This is a genomic window from Microbacterium phyllosphaerae (assembly GCF_050628115.1).
Classification (GTDB): Bacteria; Actinomycetota; Actinomycetes; order Actinomycetales; family Microbacteriaceae; genus Microbacterium; species Microbacterium phyllosphaerae_A.
Genome location: NZ_CP192502.1, coordinates 142,097 through 160,706, shown reverse-complemented (window position 1 = coordinate 160,706; position 18,610 = coordinate 142,097). Strand labels below are relative to the sequence as shown.

The window sequence follows — 18,610 nt, the reverse complement described above, 5'->3', positions numbered from 1 at the left end:
TGCGTCAGCTGAGAGCGCGCAGCCACGGTTTCACGAGAGCCGTCGCCAGACGATACCCGAGGAGACAACACAGATGATGTCCGCTCCCGACGCCGTGAACCGCGAGGTTCCGGGGTCAGATCGCAGAAGTCGGGGGCGTCTCGGCGTCCTCGCCGCCACCTGCGTCGCAGCTCTCGGCGCCAGCGCCCTGATCGCAGCGCCCGCATCCGCCGACGTCGCAGGGACGGGGGTGGTCATCAACGAGGCGTACCTCTCGGGAGGCAGCGCAGGCGCGGCTTTCACGAACAAGTTCGTCGAGCTCTACAACCCGACCGCGGCACCCGTCACCCTCGACGGACTCTCGCTGCAGTATCGATCTGCGACGGGCACGGGTGGCTCCAACGGTGTCGCGCCGCTGACCGGAGTCATCCCGGCAGGCGGGCACTACCTCGTGCAGGCCGGCAGCAACGGTGCCAACGGCGCGGCTCTGCCGACGGCCGACGCGGTGAGCACCCTCAACCCGAGCGGCACCAACGGCACGCTCGCCCTCGTGAACGGCACTGCGGCGGTCACGCTGACCCCGGGCTCGGTCACAGGTGTCGACGGGGTCATCGACGTTCTCGGTTACGGCACCTCGAACACGTTCGAGACCACGGCGGCGACACCGCCCACCGGTAACACCGACGTCAAGTCGCTCAACCGCACCGACGGCAAGGACACCGACGACAACAGGGCGGACTTCTCGCTGTCCGCGACCATCACGCCGCAGAACACCGGCACCGTACCCGACCCCGACCCGGAGCCTGAGCCCGACCCGACCGCGGTCTCCATCGCCGAGGTGCAGGGCACGACCGACGTCTCGCCGCTGAACGGTCAGACCGTCACGGTCGAGGGCGTGGTCACGGCCGACTACCGCACCGGCGGCTATAAGGGCATCGTCATCCAGACCGAGGGATCCGGCGGCGAGACCGACGCGACGCCTGGTGCGTCCGACGGCGTCTTCGTCTTCCTCAATGCGCTGGCTCCGACCCTCGAGATCGGCGACCTCGTCTCGGTCACGGGATCGGTCAGCGAGTACTTCGGCCAGACGCAGATCAACCCCGCGGCTCTGTCCGGCATCTCCGTGGTGCAGGCGGGCGTCGGGGTTCCCGCGCTCACGCCGCTTCCCGACTCGGTCGAGGGCGCCGACCGCGAGCAGTACGAGAACATGTACGTCGCACCCGCCGGCACATACCGCGTCGCATCGAGCCACCAGCTCTACAACTTCGGAGCGCTCTGGCTGAACGCCGGTGCCGACCTCAACGTCAAGAGCACCGAGACCGTCCGCCCCGGCGACGAGGCGGTGGCGATCGCCGCGGCTAACCGCGCCAACCGCATCCTCCTCGACGACGGCTGGTCGATCCAGATCACGAACAGCGGTCACCCGAACGACCAGCCCTACTTCACGAAGGACCTCGTCGTCCGCAACGGCGACACCGTCGACTTCAGCGACAACGGATACGTGCTGCAGTACGGCTTCGACGACTGGCGTCTGCAGCCGGTCGTGCCCATTGACAACACCTCGTCCGACGAGCTGAAGGTGGGCTTCACGGCGACGAACCCGCGCTCCGACACGGCGCCGACGGTGGGCGGCGACGTGCAGGTCGCGTCGTTCAACGTCTTCAACTACTTCACGACGCTCAAGAGCGAGAACTCGAACGCTCGGGGTGCGGCGAACGCGGCTCAGTTCGAGATCCAGAAGTCGAAGATCGTCGCGGCGATCAACGGACTCGACGCCGAGATCGTGTCGCTGATGGAGATCGAGAACTCGATCAAGCTCGGTGGCTCGCTCGACGAGGCTCTGGCCGATCTGGTCGACGGGCTCAACGACGCGCTCGGCAGCGACGAGTGGGACTACGTCCGCACTCCCGAAGAGCTGAACGATTCGGCCACCACGGACTTCATCACCAGCGCGATCATCTACAAGAAGGATGCGGTCGAGACGGTGGGCGACAGCCTGACCGTGACCGACGAGACCGTGTGGGGCAACGCCCGCGAGCCGATCGCCCAGGCGTTCGACATCGACGGCCGCGTCGTCACGGTCGTGGCGAACCACTTCAAGTCGAAGTCTGCACCCGAGGGCGGTGGCGCGGAGCCGGCCGACGGCCAGGGCTTCTTCAACGCCGACCGCGTGAAGCAGGCGAACTCGCTCAAGGGCTTCACCGAGGAGATCGAGCAGTCGACCGGCAGCAGCGACATCCTGCTGATCGGTGACTTCAACGCCTACGCCAAGGAAGACCCGATCGAGGTCTTCACGACGGCGGGGTGGAGTGACGTCGCTCGCGAGCAGGCCCCCGACCAGCACACCTACACGTTCGACGGCGAGCTCGGATCGCTCGACCACGTGCTGGCATCGCCGTCGCTGGCCGCGTCGATCACGGGTGCAGGTGTGTGGAGCATCAACTCTCCGGAGTGGAGCGACCGCGGGTACGCGTTCGGCGCCACCGAGGCGGGTACGCCGTTCCGCTCGAGCGACCACGACCCGATCATCGTCGGAGTTTCGTCGGAGATCCCGCCGGTGAGCATCGACATCGTCACGATCAACGACTTCCACGGTCGGATCGAGGCCGACGGCGCCGCCGCCGGTGCCGCAGTGGTCGCCGGAGCCGTCAAGCAGTTCCGTGAGGAGAACCCGAACACCATCTTCGCCGGAGCCGGCGACCTGATCGGCGCGTCGACGTTCACCTCGTTCATTAACGACGACAACCCGACGATCGACGCGCTCAATGCTGCCGGGCTCGACGTCAGCGCGGCAGGAAACCACGAGTTTGACCAGGGCTGGGAGGACCTGCGCGACCGTGTGCAGGACCGCGCGGACTGGGAGTACATCTCGTCGAACGTGTTCGTGACCGAGACCGGCGAGCCCGCGCTCGCCCCGGCCTGGGTCAAGGAACTCGACGGCGTGCGCGTCGGCTTCGTCGGAGCGGTGACCGAGGACCTCGATTCGCTGGTCTCCCCTGAGGGGATCGCTGACCTCGAGGTGCGCAGCATCGTCGACTCGGTGAACGCCGTGGCCGACGACCTGCGCGACGGGGATCCGTCCAACGGTGAGGCGGACGTCGTCATCCTCCTCGTCCACGAGGGCGCGTCCAGCGTGGAACTGTCGAGCATCACTCCGGACTCGCCCCTGGGTGAGATCGTCTACGGGGTCGATGAGGACGTCGACGCGATCGTGTCGGCGCACACCCACCTCGCGTACAACCACGTCATCGACGGCCGCCCGGTCGTCTCGGCTGGGCAGTACGGCGAGAACCTGGGTCTCATGAATCTGCAGGTCGATCCGAAGACCAAGGATCTGATCTCGATCACGAATGAGATCAAGCCGCTCACCGCCGCCGGTCAGCCGCTCTACCCGGCCGTTCCGGAGGTGGCCGACATCGTCGCGAAGGCGAAGGCCGAGGCGGACGTTCTCGGTGCGGTGAAGGTCGGAGACATCACCGCCGACTTCAACCGCGCTCGCCAGACGAACGGGTCGGAGAACCGCGGTGGCGAGTCCACCATCGGCAACTTCGTGGCCGACGTGCAGAAGTGGTCCACCGGCGCGGACATCGCGCTGATGAACCCGGGCGGCATCCGTGCCAACCTGACGTACGCCTCGTCGAACGCGAATGACCCGAACGGCAACGTGACCTACCGTGAGGCGGCGACGGTGCAGCCGTTCGCCAACACACTGGTGACACTGACCCTCACCGGCGCTCAGCTGAAGGGCGTTCTCGAGGAGCAGTGGCAGCCGGCGGGCTCTGCTCGCCCGTTCCTCAAGCTCGGCGTCTCGGAGGGGCTCGTCTACACGTACGACCCCGCCGCAGCGCAGGGCTCGCGGGTCACGTCGATCACGCTCAACGGCACCGCGATCGATCCGGCGGCGAACTACACGGTGGCAGCCAACTCGTTCCTCGCCGCGGGTGGAGACAATTTCTTCACCTTCAAGGAGGGCGCGGGCAAGCGCGACACCGGCAAGATCGACCTGCAGTCCATGGTCGACTGGTTCGACGCCAACAAGACCGCGACCCCCGACCTCGCACAGCGTGCCGTGGGTGTCTCGGTCAGCGCGCCGGATGCCGACGGCTACAGCGCCGGCGACCAGGTGACGGTCGCGCTCTCGTCGCTGGCGTTCAGTGCGGGCGAGCAGGCACCCGGTGAGGTGACCCTGTCGCTCGGCGGCACGCAGCTCGCCGCGGGGGCCGTCGATCCGACGATCGTCGACACGACCGACGAGGCGGGGCGCGCGTCGCTCAGCTTCACGGTTCCCTCGGGCGTCTTCGGCGAGCAGCTGCTCACCGTCGCCGTCGCAGGTACCGGCACCACTGTGCAGGTGCCGTTCACGATCGCGGGTGAGGAACCGGCGGAGTTCGCGGGTTCCATCGACCTCGGATCCTCGAAGGTGACCGCAGGCAAGAAGCTGAAGATCACCGGTGAGGGCTACGAGCCCGGTGAGACCGTGACGGTCGAGCTGCGACCCAAGAAGGGTGCGGCCACCGAGGTCGGCACCGTCCTGGTCAAGAACGACGGCACGTTCTCGACCTCGGTCACCGTGCCGAAGAGCACGCAGCCGGGCAAGTACACGGTCGCGGTCGCTCAGGCCGACGGAGACGAGGCCACCGCCACCGTCACCGTGAACCGCGCAGGCGGGATCGGCGGCATCATCGGCGACATCCTCGACTGGCTGTGGGATCTCCTGAACGGGTGGTTCTGAGCCCTCGGGCGTGTGACGCAGGCATGACAGAGGCGAAGGCCGTCGGGAGCTCTCCCGGCGGCCTTCGTCGTGCGTGCGAGTGGTCAGACCCGGTCAGGCGGAGATGACCTCGACCTCGGCCTGTGCGAGAGCGGCCGCGAAGGAGGATTCCGGAGGAGTGTCGGTCACCAGGTAGTCCGCGCGATCGAGGGTCGTGACCTGAGCGAACAGGCGGCGGCCGAACTTCGAGGAGTCGGCGAGGATCGCGGTGCGTTCGGCGCGCTGGATCATCTCGGACATCATGTTCGCGTCACCCATGTTCGACGTCGAGAATCCTGCTTCGTCGATCGCTCCGACGGCGATCAGTGCGAGATCGCACCGGATGTCGACCTCGGGCCCGCCCGGCGTCATCGTGAACGTGACGGGCCCTGTCGTGGCCTGAGTGATCGCCCGCACCGCTCCGCCGAAGACATAGAGGTCGCGGAAAGCGGAGGGGGAGATCTCCGCAGGGATCCGCAGGTTGTTCGTGGCGATCGTGAGATCGCGGTGGTTCCGCAGGGCGCGGGCGAGAGCGAGGGTCGTGGTCCCGGCGTTGAGCATGACGACGGCGCCGTCGTCGATCAGGCCCGCCGCGAGGCGGGCGATCTTCTCCTTCTCCTCGGTCTGCATTCGCAGGCGCACATCGAGCGCGCGATCCTTCAGCTGGCCCTCGGCGCTGACCGCTCCGCCGTGCGTGCGGATGACGACCCCCTCGCGATCGAGCTGGTCGAGATCTCGCCGGATCGTGTCGATGGACACGTGGAAGTGCTCAGCGAGACCTCCGACGGTGACCTCTCCGATCTGCTCGACGTAGGCGGCGAGATCGGCCTTCCGACCCGCGGGGAGTCGGCGCTTCGGCGACGGTGCGGTTGCTTCCATGCAACATCTCTAGCACATGTACGCAGATAAGTCGGCAGACTTCTGCAGATAACGGCATCCTGTATTCCGGTGGGACCAACGGAGTTTTCGCCGGGGAGAACAGCGATACAGTCATGAAATCTGTAGTTACATGTCTGATCAAATGCAGATAAGTGCTTGACGTTCCCGCAAATGTCGGCATAACATGGCTCAAAACCGCACGAACAAGCATTGAAGCGCGTGTGCGGCACGATCTCGAAGAGGAGAAGTGATGATCACAGTGGGGCGAGGGCGACGCATTCTGAAGCTCGCCGGCGCAGCGACAGCAGCCGTGACAGTCCTGGCCGTGGCAGGTTGCGCGGCAGGCGACAGCGGCACCGATGGATCCGATGGCGGAGACGTCACCATCGAGTTCGCACAGTGGTGGGAGCCCGAGCTCCCCGACGGTGAGTTCCGGGCGCTCATCGACGAGTTCGAAGACGCCAACCCGGGCATCACGGTCAAGCTCGTGAGCGGGCCGTACGCATCGACCAAGGAGCAGCTGTTCGCCGGAGCGGCCTCCGGCACCATGCCGGACGTGGTCGGCCTCGACGGCGCGTGGGTCAACGACTTCGCCTCGCAGGGCGTCATCGCCGACCTCACCGCTCTGATGAAGGAGAACGACTACGACGACAGCGAACTGGCGAGCCAGATCCAGGTCGACGGCAGCACCTACATGATCCCGGTCGTGAACTTCGTCTACCCGATGTTCACGAACGACACGCTGCTGGCCGACGCTGGCGTCTCCGCCCCGCCGACCACACGCACGGAGTTCGCGGATGCGGCATCGAAGGTCTCGGCGCTCGGCGGCGACGTCTCGGGTTGGGTTCTCCCGCTCTCCCTCGAAGCGCCGAACGGCGTGCAGAACGACGTCATGTCGTGGGTATGGGCATCGGGAGGGTCGATGCTGAAGGACGGTCAGCCCGATCTGACCAACGGCGATGTCACGTCGGCGGTCGACTTCATCGGCGGCATGTGGGATGACGGCTCGATCGCCTCCGGATCCTTCACCATGAAGGAGCAGGACAAGGTCGAGGAGTTCACCAACGGCCGAGTCGGCATGATGATCGACTCGCTCGCGCACATCAACCTGATCCGTGAGACGAACCCCGACCTGAAGTTCTCGATCTCGGCGCTTCCTGCCGAGGACGGCTATAACGGCGAACGGGGCATCCCCTACGCATCCTGGGGCATAGGCGTGGCCGAGAACTCTGAGCACAAGGACGCCGCGTTCAAGCTGGTCGAGTTCCTGATGAGCGAGCAGACCAACTCGGAGCTCTCGACCATGGCCAAGGCCTTCCCCGGCAACTCGAAGTCGGTCCCCGACTTCGTGAACGATGACGAGCTGTTCAAGCAGGCGTTCGACATCTACCAGGCGGGATACCCGGCGAACGAGTTCACCGGACTCCCCGTCGCGGAGGAGCTGATGCGTCAGCTCGGCGAGCAGCTGCAGTCGGCCTTCGACGGGCAGCAGTCGATCGACGACGCGCTCAAGAAGGCGCAGGAGAGCTGGAAAGCGGAGTTCTGACCTCCCGCTTCCCGAATGAACGGGGTGCCGCATCGCGACCGATGCGATGCGGCACCCGACCAACCAAGGAGCCATGCTTCCCATGAGTCTGAGAACATCCGACGACACCGAGGTGATCGTCACCGGGGTCGCGATGTCGCGTCGCCGGCGGCAGCTGCGCAAGACCACCGAGTCGTACGCCTTCCTCTCGCCGACGATCATCCTGCTCTTCGTCCTGATGATCGTGCCGATCGTCATGGTGATCGGCTATTCGTTCCAGGACAACGTGATCCTGAACAAGTCGCCCGAGTTCGTCGGCATCGGCAACTACGTCGAGATCCTGTCGGACCCGCGCTTCTGGAAGGCCACCGGCAACACGATCCTCTTCACGGTGACCAGTGTGGTCGCGCACCTGGTGCTCGGTCTCGCCTTCGCGATGATGCTGAACAGCCCGCTGCTCGGCCGCTTCTCGCGCTCCTTCTTCCGGGCCCTCTACGTGCTGCCGTGGCTCTTCACGGTCGCCGTGATCGCTGTGCTGTGGCGCATGCTCCTCGCCCCGAACGGCGTCGTGAACTTCCTGCTCAACACCGACATCGAATGGCTCGCATCGCCGCAGCTCGCGCTCGGGACCATCATCTTCATCAACATCTGGGCCGGGTACCCCTTCTTCATGGTCAGTCTGCTGGCCGGTCTCCAGGGCATCCCGAACGAGCTGAACGAGGCCGCGACCGTCGACGGCGCGGGTGCGGTGCAGCGCTTCTGGAACGTCACCATCCCGCAGCTCCGGCCGATCATCATCAGCCTCGTGCTGCTCGATCTCATCTGGACCTCTCAGCAGTTCGCCCTCATCTGGATGACCACCGGCGGCGGACCGATCGACGTGACCGAGGTGCTCAGCACCTTCACCTACAAGCTCGCCTTCGCCAAGTACGACTTCTCGCTCGCCGCGACCTCCGCGGTGCTGGTCCTGCTCATGTCGATGGTGCTCGCCGTCTTCTACGTCCGTCACCAGAAAGCGAGGGACTGATCATGGCTCTCACCGTTCAGAACCAGCGTCGCGTCGCCAAGACCGGCGTGATGATCGGGCTGATCCTCGGTGCCGTGTTCGCGGCGGGCCCGGTGCTGTGGATGCTCTCGAGCTCGTTCAAGTCGAACACCCAGATCTTCGAGCTTCCGCCTCGGCTGGTCACCGACACGTTCTCGTTCGACGCGTACATCGCGATCTTCACGAACCCCGAGACGATGCGGTTCTTCTTCAACAGCTACGTCGTCGCCGGCTCCGTCACGATCCTGACGCTGCTCGTGGCCATCCAGGCGGCGTACGCGTTCAGCCGCTTCGACTTCCGGGGCAAGCGCATCCTGAACGTCGTGATCGTCAGTGTGCAGGCCGTGCCGCCGATCACGTTGCTGATCCCGTACTTCGGGCTGATGGTGGCGCTCGGGCTCTACAACTCGTACCTCGGGCTGATCCTCACCTACATGGTGTTCACGCTGCCCTACGCGATCATCATGATGACCGGCTACTTCAACACCCTCCCCAAGGAGCTCGACGAGGCCGTCCGCGTCGACGGCGCCGGATCCATGACCGCCCTGTGGCGCATCCTGGTGCCGATCTCGATCCCCGGCATCGTGTCCGTCGGCATCTACACCTTCATGATCGCGTGGAACGAATACCTCTTCGCGCTGACGCTCACCCGCACGATCGACATGCGCACGGTGCCCATCGGCATCCAGCTGCTCATGGGGCAGCACTCGTACGAGTGGAACCAGATCATGGCGATGAGCGTGCTCGGATCCATCCCCGTGCTCATCCTCTTCCTCATCTTCCAGCGGTACTTCATCAGCGGTCTCACGGCGGGGTCCGTGAAGAGCTGACGTCGTGCCGACGGATCAACGACCACCACGAAACAGGAGAATCAAGTGCTCTACACCGGCAAATCCATCCTCGATGTCGCCAATGAGAACAACTTCGCCATCCCGGCGTTCAACATCAGCGACTGGGCGATGTTCAACGGGATCATGGACATCAGTGAAGAGAAGGCCGCTCCGGTCATCATCGCCATCCACCCCGACGAGGTGTCTCACATCACGACCGACCTCATCGCGGCGATGCACTCCCGCGCACACCGGTCGAGCGTTCCCGTCGCGATCCACTGGGACCACGGCGGAAGCTACGAGCAGATCATCACGGCCATCAAGGCGGGCTTCACCTCGGTCATGATCGACGCCTCGCTGCTGCCGTTCGACGAGAACGTCGCGCTGACCCGCAAGGTCGTCGACGCGGCTCACGCGGTGGGCATCCAGGTCGAGGGCGAGCTGGGCACTATCGGCGCGAACGACAGCTACGGCGAGTCCGGTGCGGCCGAGATCATCTACACGAATCCCGCCGACGCCGTGCGCTTCGTCGAGGAGACCGGGGTCGACAGCCTGGCGATCGCGATCGGCACCTCGCACGGCCTCTACCCGAGCGACAAGAACCCCGAGCTGCGTCACGATCTGCTCGAGGAGATCAAGGCCGCGATCGGCATCCCGCTCGTGCTGCACGGCGGATCGTCCAACCCGGACGCCGAACTGCGTCGTGCGGTCGAACTGGGCGTCAACAAGATCAACATCTCCAGCGACATCAAGGTCTCGTACCACAACCGCATGCGCGAGGTGCTCGGCACCGACGAGCGTCTGCGCGAGCCGAACGCGATCCAGCCGGCGGCGCTCGAAGCCATGAAGGTGACGGCTGCTGAGAAGATCGACCTGTTCGGCGCAGACGGCAAGGCGACGCTGTACTGAACTGCGGACTTCGGGAGGATGATCGGCGACGTGGACAGAACGCTCGTACTCGGACTAGGCGGCACCGTCGACTACGAGCTCAGGTGGGACTCATCGGTGTTCGACACGCTGGCGCACGCGCACGGCGTGCGGCGCCACGAGCTCACGACCACGGCGCCGATCACCGACGAACGCTCGCTGCTGGTGGCAGTGCTGGCCTTCGTCGCCTCAGGAACGGGTGCTGAGCGATTCGTCGCCTCGTCCGAGGTGATCGAGGACTTCGTGTCGCACTTCGAGTACGCGATCACGCTCGGCGGCACCGGTGTGCGGGCAGGACTCGTGCTCGACGCCCTCGGCATCCCGAGCGTGCAGCACCTGGTGAGCATCGACGACAACGTCCGTCGGCTGCTCCCGGAGGCGATCTCGTACATCTGCTCGGCGACCGAGGACACCCTCGACCCGCACCTGATCGTGCAGTACCCGGTCGGCGCGCACGTGCACCTCGTAGACGGAGAGGTGCTGTCGCCCGCGCCCAACCGGCTGATCTTCGCGAACGACCCGCCCAACCGGCGGATGCTGCTCTCGGCCGATCTGCCGGCATCTCTGTCGGACGCCGGCGTCTTCCTCGTCTCGGGCTTCAACACGATGCAGGATCACGACCTGCTCGAGCAGCGGCTCATCGAGGTGCAGCGCGCGATGTCGAGCCTCCCGGGCGACGCTCTCGTCTACTACGAGGACGCGGGCTTCTACACGCGAGGATTCGCCGAGACCGTTCGGGCCCGGCTGCTGCCGCAGATCGACGTCTACGGCATGAACGAGGACGAGCTGCAGGAGTACCTCGGCCGGTCAGTGAACCTGCTCGACCAGTCCGACGTCATCCGCGCCCTGCGCGAGGCGCACATGATCATTCCCGCTCGCGCGCTCGTGGTGCACACCCGCTACTGGGCGATCGCCACAGGGCCCGATGCCGCTCGGCACCGTGCTGCCCTCGACAGTGCCGTCCTCGTCGCGGCCACTCGCTATCGCGTCGGTGACGGCGTGACGGCCGCAGACGTCGACGACACCGCGGCGATGCCCCGCCACGGCGGAGGAGATGCGCTCGTCGCGGCGGTGGAAGCGGCGCTGCCGGATGCCGTGGGCGTCGCGGCATTCTCGCTCGACGTCCCCACCCCGACCACCGTGGGCCTCGGAGACACGTTCGTCGGGGGCTTCCTCGCGGGAGCCGTGCGATCGAAGGAGAACGTATGAATCCCGTCCTGCTGCCGTCGAATCGACCCGCCGAGCGCTTCTATCGAGGTGGCGCACGCATCAGCGCCTTCCGCGGCGAAGACGGCGCCGCTCCTCGGGAACCCGAGGACTGGATCGGCTCGACGACCACGGTCAACGGCGAACCCGCGCTCGGTCTCACCACGCTCCCGGACGGACGCGTGCTGCGTGACGCGATCGAGCAGGACCCTGTCGCCTGGCTCGGCGACGATCACGTCGCGCGGTGGGGCGCGGACACCCGCCTGCTCGTGAAGCTGCTGGATGCCGGGCAGCGGCTGCCGGTGCACGCGCACCCGCACGACGACTTCGCGGCGACGCATCTCGGCCGCGCGCACGGCAAGGCCGAGGCCTGGTACATCCTGCAGGGCGGCACTGTGCACGTCGGCCTGCGGCAGGACGTCGAGGCAGCCGATCTGGCCGCTCTCGTCGAGCGACAGGACGCGACGACGCTGCTCGGTCTGCTGCATGAGGTCGAGGTCGCCGCGGGCGATGTCGTCTGGGTGCCGCCGGGCGAGCTGCACGCGATCGGCTCCGGCGTCCTGCTGCTCGAGCTGCAGCAGCCGGAAGACCTGTCGATCCTTCTCGAGTGGGGAGACTTCGCGATCGACGGCGCGGCGGTCGGTCATCTCGGCCTCGGTTTCGACCTCGCGCTCGCCGCGGTCACCTCGACCGCACGATCGGCCACGGATCTCGCGGTTCTCATCTCCGCAGCCCCCGATTCCGGGTCAGTCTTCCCCGAGGCCGCCGACGAGTACTTCCGACTCGAGCGGGTTCCCGTGCGCGGAGCAGCGACCGTCGATCAGGGCTTCTCGATCGTGATCGTGAACGACGGCGAGGTCGAGATCGACGGACGGCGGCTGAGCATCGGCTCGACCCTGCTCGTGCCGCACGCGGCCGGAGCGCTCGCGGCGACAGGCACGGGCGAACTGCTCGTGGCGCGTCCACCCGCACCGTGACGCCGGATTCGACGCGTAACGCGCCCGGCTAGACTGGAGTCATGCCCGAACCGAAAGTCGCCAGCTTTCCGGCGATCCGTGGTGCGCTGAAGTTCTACCAGGTCGCGTCGATCATCACCGGAGTCATGCTGCTCCTGCTGGTCGCCGAGATGGTGCTGAAGTACACGCCGATCCGACTCGAGCTCTTCGCGGGAGGATCCGGCGGTCTGCTGTGGTTCGCTCCCGTCGTCGAGGGGCCCGAGGGCCTCGAGTCGACCGGTGACGGACTCAACATCTCGCTCTCGATCCTCGTCGCACACGGCTGGTTCTACGTCGTGTACCTCTTCGCGTGCTTCCGGATGTGGAGCCTGATGCGCTGGCCGTTCCTGCGCTTCATCCTGCTCGCGCTCGGTGGCGTCATCCCGCTCCTGTCGTTCTTCATGGAGGCCATCGTCGCCCGCGACGTCAAGGCCTATCTCGCTTCGAGGGAGGCCGCCTCGGCCTCCGCCCCTGCCACGGAAGGTGTCCGGTGACCGAACAGTCCGAGACCCAGCAGCGCCCCGCGCTCGTCGTCGACTTCGGCGCGCAGTACGCGCAGCTGATCGCCCGTCGAGTGCGTGAGGCGGGTGTCTACAGCGAGATCGTGCCGCACACCGCCACGGCCGCCGAGATCGCCGAGAAGAACCCCGTCGCGATCATCCTCTCGGGTGGTCCGTCGTCGGTCTACGAAGAGGGCGCCCCGCGTCTCGACCCTGCCGTCTTCGAGCTCGGCGTGCCGACGCTCGGCATCTGCTACGGCTTCCAGTACATGGCGCAGACCCTCGGCGGCGAGGTCGCGAACACCGGCCTGCGCGAGTACGGTGCGACGGATGCCGTCATCTCGGGTGACGGCGGCACTCTGCTCGGGGGCCAGCCGGCAGAGCAGAACGTCTGGATGAGCCACGGCGACCAGGTCGCCAAGGCCCCGGAGGGCTTCGACGTGCTCGCCACGACCGACGCCACCAAGGTCGCAGCCTTCGCGAACGAGGAGCGAGGTTTCTACGGCGTGCAGTGGCACCCCGAGGTCAAGCACTCCGACCACGGGCAGCAGGTGCTCGAGAACTTCCTGCACAAGGGTGCGGGGCTCGCGTCCGACTGGAACAGCGGCAACGTGATCGCCGAGCAGATCGAGCGCATCCGCGAGCAGGTCGGTGACGCTCGCGTCATCTCCGCGCTCTCCGGCGGTGTCGACTCGGCTGTCTCGACGGCTCTGGTGCACAAGGCGATCGGCGACCAGCTCACCGCGGTCTTCGTCGACCACGGGCTCCTCCGCAAGGGCGAGCGCGAGCAGGTCGAGAAGGACTACGTCGAGTCCACCGGTGTGCGACTGATCACGGTCGATGCGGCCGACACCTTCCTCGGTCACCTCCAGGGCGTGACCGACCCCGAGGAGAAGCGCAAGATCATCGGCCGCGAGTTCATCCGCGCGTTCGAGAAGGTGCAGCTCGACCTCGTCGCCGAGGCGAAGGCTTCGGGCGGAGCACCCGTCAAGTTCCTCGTGCAGGGCACGCTGTACCCCGACGTCGTCGAGTCCGGTGGTGGTGCGGGCACGGCCAACATCAAGTCTCACCACAACGTGGGCGGACTCCCTGACGACCTCGACTTCGAGCTCATCGAGCCGCTGCGCGCCCTGTTCAAGGACGAGGTGCGTGCGATCGGTCGAGAGCTCGGCATCCCTGAGGCGATCGTCGGCCGTCAGCCCTTCCCCGGGCCCGGCCTCGGCATCCGCATCATCGGCGAGGTCACGCAGGACCGCCTCGAGATCCTTCGTGAGGCCGATGCGATCGCTCGCGAGGAGCTCACCAAGGCGGGCCTCGACCAGGACATCTGGCAGTGCCCCGTCGTGCTGCTCGCCGACGTCCGTTCTGTCGGCGTCCAGGGCGACGGCCGTACCTACGGGCATCCGATCGTGCTGCGCCCCGTCTCGAGCGAAGACGCCATGACCGCCGACTGGACGCGTCTGCCCTACGACGTGCTCTCGAAGATCTCGAACCGCATCACCAACGGCGTCCGCGACGTCAACCGTGTCGTGCTCGACGTGACGTCGAAGCCGCCGGGGACCATCGAGTGGGAGTGACGCAGGAGCTCCCGCTCGTATAGGCGCTGGTGGCACTCGACCGCGCCAGCGGGCGAGTGGGAGTAGGCGCTCCCGCGCAGATCAGGTGAACGGGCACGGGCCATCAGGTCCGTGCCCGTTCGCGGTATTTCGGGCAGGATGAGCCTATGACCAAGGCGCGGACGAAGATCACGGTTATCGGTGCGGGCAGTGTGGGGGTGAGCGTCGCGTATGCGGCGCTGATCCGGGGGAGCGCGGCCGAGGTCGCTCTCTACGACATCGCCACCGACAAGGTGGATGCCGAGGTGCTCGACCTCGCTCACGGCACGCAGTTCACCTCCGCCGCGGTGAGCGGAGGCTCCGATCTCTCGGTCGTCGACGGCAGCGACGTGATCGTCGTGACGGCTGGCGCGAAGCAGCAGCCGGGACAGACCCGCATGGAGCTCTCGGGCATCAACGCTCGTCTGCTCGAGAAGCTCATGCCGCAGCTCGTCGAGCGTGCCCCGGACGCCGTCTTCATCATCGTCACCAACCCGGCCGACGTGATGACCGTCGTCGCGCAGCGCGTCTCGGGCCTCCCGCCCCACCGGGTGTTCGGATCCGGCACGGTTCTCGACACCTCACGTCTGCGCTGGCGTCTCGCGCATCGGGCGCAGGTGAGCACGGCGAGCGTCCACGCCGACATCGTGGGCGAGCACGGCGACACCGAGTTCCCTCTGTGGTCGAACGCGACGATCGGATCCGTGCCGATCCTCGATTGGCCTGCCGAGGAGCCGTTCACGGCCGAGGAGCTCGACCGGATCGCGATCGAGGTGCGCGACGCGGCCTACGCCGTCATCCGAGGCAAGGGAGCCACGAACCTCGCGATCGGCGTCAGCTGCGCCCGCATCGCCGAGGCGGTGCTGCATGACGAGCGGGCGGTGCTTCCGGTGGCGACGGTGCTCGACGGCGAATACGGGCTGCACGGCGTCGCGCTGTCGGTGCCCTCGGTGGTGGGCGCTGCGGGTGCGGTGCCGCTGGCCGAGACGCCGATGAACGAGCGTGAGCTGAGCCTGCTGCGGGCCTCAGCCGACGCGATCCGGGCGGCGATCGACGAGCTCGGCTGACCCCTTCGGAAAAAGATTCTCGAGAATCTTCGTCGAGCGTGTCGATCCGTGCCGTTCCCGTTCGACGTCTTCAATGAGAGGGTCGAAAGACGGCCCCACCCACCAAGGAGAACATCATGAAGTACATGCTGATCATGCGCTCGAACGACGACGCGGTCGAGGCGTACAAGGAGATGCCGTTCGAGCAGGTCATCGCAGCCATGGGTGCGTACAACGAGTCGATGATCAAGGCGGGCGTCCTGCTCGCGGGTGAGGGACTCAGCGACGCCTCGGAGGGCTTCGTGGTCGACTTCAGCGCCGAGAAGCCCCTGATCACCGACGGCCCCTACGGGGAGACGAAGGAGCTCTTCAACGGCTTCTGGATCATCGAGGCATCGACGCGCGAGGAGGCTGCCGAGTGGGCGAGCCGTGCACCTCTGGGCGCAGGCTCCTTCCTCGAGGTGCGACGCGTGACCGACGAGTCCGACTTCCCGGCCGACAACGAGTGGATCGAGAAGGAGAAGGGCTGGCGCGAAGAGGAAGAGGCGCGTCGCGCCCAGCAGTGACATGACCGACCACAGCGAGACGGCGCGTTCCTCACCCGGCACGGGTGCCGCGGAGCGCGCCGTCGCCGCCGTGTGGCGCATCGAATCCGCGAAGATCGTCGGCACGTTGACACGGGCTGTCGGTGACTTCGGTCTCGCCGAAGATCTGGCGCAGGAGGCCCTGGTGGATGCGCTGCGGCAGTGGCCGATCGACGGTGTCCCTCGCAACGGCGGAGCGTGGCTCACGGCGGTCGCGAAGCGCAAGGCCGTAGACGGATGGCGCCGAAGAGAGCGGCTGGACGACCGCATGGCGGTGCTCGCGCACGACCTGGAGCGTGAGCAGGCCGAGGCTGCGGATGCGCCGCCGTGGGATCCGGATGCCGTCGACGACGACGTGCTGCGGCTGATCTTCATCTCCTGCCACCCCGTGCTGTCGCGAGAGGCGCAGGTCGCTCTGACATTGCGCGTGGTGGGCGGTCTGTCGAGCGAGGAGATCGCCAGGGCGTTCCTCGTTCCCACGGCGACGGTGCAGCAGCGCATCGTCCGCGCGAAGAAGACCCTCGCCGCAGCGCAGGTGCCGTTCGAGATGCCTTCCCGCGACGAGCACCCGGCTCGACTGGGTGCGATCCTCGGCGTGCTGTATCTCATCTTCAACGAGGGGCATGCGGCCAGCAGCGGCCCCGACTGGATGCGACCGGAGCTGAGCCTCGAGGCGATCCGGCTGACACGCGTGCTGGCGGCGCTGATGCCGCGGGAGCGCGATGTGCACAGCCTCCTCGCGCTCATGGAGCTGACGGCCGCACGTTTTCCGGCCAGGGTCGACGCGCACGGCGAACCAGTGCTGCTCGCCGATCAGGACCGGCATCGCTGGGATCGAGGGCGCATCTCGCGCGGACGTGCCGCGCTGGCAGCCGCTGACGCGCTCGGCGCGGGTCGCGGGCCATACGGTCTGCAGGCGGCGATCGCCGAGTGCCATGCGCTCGCGGCGAGCGTCGACGAGACCGACTGGGACCGCATCGTGGTGCTCTACGAGGCGCTCGGCCGCATCGCGCCGTCGCCCGTGGTCGAACTCAACCGTGCGGCTGCCGTGGCGATGGCGACAGGACCCGCGTCCGCCTTGCAGATCATCGACCGGCTCTCGGAATCGGGCGCTCTGGCCGGCTACCACCTGCTGCCCGCGACACGTGCCGAGCTGCTGTCGCGTCTCGGCCGTGATGAGGAGGCACGTAGCGAGTTCGCCGTCGCCGCCGCGCTCGCGAGAAACGACAGGGAGCGCGCGCTGCTCGAGGCCAGAGCCGCGGAGCGCTGACGCACACCCGCACGAAGAACCGCCCCTGTCCGAAGCAGTGCTTCAGGCGGGGGCGGTTCCGTTCACCGCGCGGTGCGCGATGTGGTCAGCTGCGGGCCTTGCTGCCGCGACCGACGATCAGGCCGTAGATCAGCAGCACGATGATCGAGCCGCCGATGGCGAGGAGCCACGTGCCCAGGTCCCAGAACTCCGTGAGAGGACGGTTCAGGATGAGGCTGCCGAGCCATCCGCCGAGGAAGGCGCCGACGACGCCGAGCAGGAGGGTGATGAACCATCCGCCGCCCTGCTTGCCGGGAAGGATCAGCTTCGCGATGGCACCGGCGATGAGGCCGAGAAGAAGGAATCCGAGAAAGCTCATGTTCAGCTCCTTTGTATCGTGAGCCCCGGGGTGCCAGGGCTCGTGTGAACCACTGTGCCCTCCCAGCTGATTATCAGCCAACCCCTTGCGCCGGAGCCTCAGGGTGTGCAAAGAGGCCCGCCTCCGGAAGGAGACGGGCCTCTTCGAGAGACGCTGCGTCAGTTGTTGCCGCGGGCGATCGCGATGATCCGCAGGATCTCGACGTAGAGCCAGACGACCGTGACCATGATGCCGAAGGCGCCGAGCCAGCCGTACTTGCGGGGAGCGCCGTTGCGCACGCCCTGCTGGATCTGGTCGAAGTCGAGCACCAGCGAGTATGCGGCCATGATGACCACCAGGACGCCGATGATGAGCCCCAGCGGGATGCCGAGGATCTCGACCTTGCTGAGCAGGCCGAAGGCCGCGCCCTCGCCCAGGACGCCGGTCCACGTGAGGACCACGTTGAGCAGCGAGAAGACGAGATAGCCGATCATGGCGATCATGAAGATCTTGGTGGCCTTCTTCGACGCGCGGATCTTGCCGCTGGCGAAGAGGGCGAGCGTCACGCCGACCACGGAGACGGTGGCGAGCGTGGCCTGGAACACGATTCCGGGGTAGAGCACCTCGAAGAACGCCGAGATGCCACCGATGAAGAGACCCTCGAACGCGGCGTAGGCGAAGATCAGCGCGGGGCGGACCTTCTTGCGCGAGGTGAAGGAGATCACCATGGCGAGCACGAAGCCGCCGAGTGCGCCGACGATCCAAGGCAGCATGTTCGGCTGGAACTGGTCGTAGGGGTTCTGCTCGGGTGCGGCGACGCCGCCGAGCGTCACGAACCAGCCGATGGCTGCGGTGACGAGGAGGATCCCGAAGAGTCCGGCGGTCTTCCAGACGGTGTCCTCGACCGACATGCGGTCGGTCTCGATCGCGCCGGCCGGGGGAGCGGCGTACATTCCCTCGAGCTGCGCGTTGGCGGCAGCATCCATCGTGCCGTGCTGGAACGACGCGGCCTGTGCACCCTGAGCGCCCTGCGGCGCACCCGGGTAGGTCGCGACGTTGCGCGGATCCTGCTGCTGGAACGCCGGATTGTTGAAGGCGAAGTTGCTCATGTGGGCCTCACTCCAAAGTGGGTTGTGGGTCGC

15 protein-coding genes are annotated in these 18,610 nt (G+C 66.7%); 12 read left to right on the top strand and 3 right to left on the bottom strand.

The genetic code is table 11. The annotated features are described in order from the left end of the window. Window positions 1–73 precede the first annotated feature (73 nt). On the top strand, window positions 74–4,711 hold the full coding sequence (locus ACQ4LY_RS00680; protein ID WP_431074090.1) for an ExeM/NucH family extracellular endonuclease: 4,638 nt from the start codon (window positions 74–76) through the stop codon (window positions 4,709–4,711). A 93-nt stretch (window positions 4,712–4,804) separates the two neighbouring features. Here ACQ4LY_RS00680 and ACQ4LY_RS00675 read toward each other — a convergent pair whose 3' ends face one another. After that, window positions 4,805–5,608 carry a DeoR/GlpR family DNA-binding transcription regulator gene (locus ACQ4LY_RS00675; RefSeq protein WP_056309192.1) on the bottom strand — a complete coding sequence of 268 codons (804 nt, stop codon included), beginning with the start codon at window positions 5,606–5,608 and terminating at the stop codon, window positions 4,805–4,807. 250 nt (window positions 5,609–5,858) lie between these two features. Here ACQ4LY_RS00675 and ACQ4LY_RS00670 point away from each other — a divergent pair, with 250 nt between their 5' ends. From ACQ4LY_RS00670 to ACQ4LY_RS00620, 11 genes are all read left to right on the top strand, one after another. Continuing rightward, complete coding sequence (locus ACQ4LY_RS00670) at window positions 5,859–7,154, top strand: ABC transporter substrate-binding protein (RefSeq protein ID WP_431074089.1); 1,296 nt, start codon at window positions 5,859–5,861, stop codon at window positions 7,152–7,154. An 82-nt stretch (window positions 7,155–7,236) separates the two neighbouring features. Then, window positions 7,237–8,160, top strand: a complete 924-nt coding sequence (locus ACQ4LY_RS00665) for a carbohydrate ABC transporter permease (protein ID WP_431074088.1) — start codon at window positions 7,237–7,239, stop codon at window positions 8,158–8,160. A gap of 2 nt (window positions 8,161–8,162) precedes the next feature. Further along, window positions 8,163–9,008, top strand: coding sequence for a carbohydrate ABC transporter permease (locus tag ACQ4LY_RS00660; protein WP_053098978.1), 846 nt, complete (start codon window positions 8,163–8,165; stop codon window positions 9,006–9,008). 45 nt (window positions 9,009–9,053) lie between these two features. After that, entirely contained in the window at window positions 9,054–9,917 is an 864-nt protein-coding gene (locus tag ACQ4LY_RS00655; protein WP_056309186.1) for a ketose-bisphosphate aldolase, read from the top strand. Between the two features lie 30 nt (window positions 9,918–9,947). Then, window positions 9,948–11,144: an ADP-dependent glucokinase/phosphofructokinase gene (locus tag ACQ4LY_RS00650; protein WP_431074087.1), complete on the top strand. Its 1,197-nt coding sequence runs from the start codon at window positions 9,948–9,950 to the stop codon at window positions 11,142–11,144. After that, window positions 11,141–12,118 carry a class I mannose-6-phosphate isomerase gene (locus tag ACQ4LY_RS00645; protein WP_431074086.1) on the top strand — a complete coding sequence of 326 codons (978 nt, stop codon included), beginning with the start codon at window positions 11,141–11,143 and terminating at the stop codon, window positions 12,116–12,118. Before ACQ4LY_RS00650 ends, ACQ4LY_RS00645 begins: the two co-directional genes overlap by 4 nt. 41 nt (window positions 12,119–12,159) lie before the next feature. Then, a complete protein-coding gene (locus ACQ4LY_RS00640; RefSeq protein ID WP_056309179.1) occupies window positions 12,160–12,630 on the top strand; it encodes a DUF3817 domain-containing protein in 471 nt (156 codons plus the stop codon). Beyond that, a complete protein-coding gene (guaA, locus tag ACQ4LY_RS00635) occupies window positions 12,627–14,213 on the top strand; it encodes a glutamine-hydrolyzing GMP synthase (RefSeq protein WP_431074085.1) in 1,587 nt (528 codons plus the stop codon). Before ACQ4LY_RS00640 ends, guaA begins: the two co-directional genes overlap by 4 nt. A gap of 146 nt (window positions 14,214–14,359) precedes the next feature. Continuing rightward, the gene (locus ACQ4LY_RS00630) at window positions 14,360–15,298 is read left to right on the top strand and encodes an L-lactate dehydrogenase (protein WP_431074084.1); all 939 of its coding nucleotides are present in this window, start codon (window positions 14,360–14,362) and stop codon (window positions 15,296–15,298) included. Between the two features lie 116 nt (window positions 15,299–15,414). After that, window positions 15,415–15,843 carry a YciI family protein gene (locus ACQ4LY_RS00625; protein ID WP_431074083.1) on the top strand — a complete coding sequence of 143 codons (429 nt, stop codon included), beginning with the start codon at window positions 15,415–15,417 and terminating at the stop codon, window positions 15,841–15,843. Between the two features lies 1 nt (window position 15,844). Then, the gene (locus ACQ4LY_RS00620; protein ID WP_431074082.1) at window positions 15,845–17,131 is read left to right on the top strand and encodes an RNA polymerase sigma factor; all 1,287 of its coding nucleotides are present in this window, start codon (window positions 15,845–15,847) and stop codon (window positions 17,129–17,131) included. 85 nt (window positions 17,132–17,216) lie between these two features. On the opposite strand, the gene ACQ4LY_RS00615 is transcribed toward ACQ4LY_RS00620, so the two are convergent. Continuing rightward, window positions 17,217–17,489, bottom strand: coding sequence for a GlsB/YeaQ/YmgE family stress response membrane protein (locus tag ACQ4LY_RS00615; protein ID WP_056508391.1), 273 nt, complete (start codon window positions 17,487–17,489; stop codon window positions 17,217–17,219). Between the two features lie 158 nt (window positions 17,490–17,647). Next, complete coding sequence (locus ACQ4LY_RS00610) at window positions 17,648–18,577, bottom strand: Bax inhibitor-1/YccA family protein (RefSeq protein ID WP_056309164.1); 930 nt, start codon at window positions 18,575–18,577, stop codon at window positions 17,648–17,650. Window positions 18,578–18,610 lie beyond the last annotated feature (33 nt).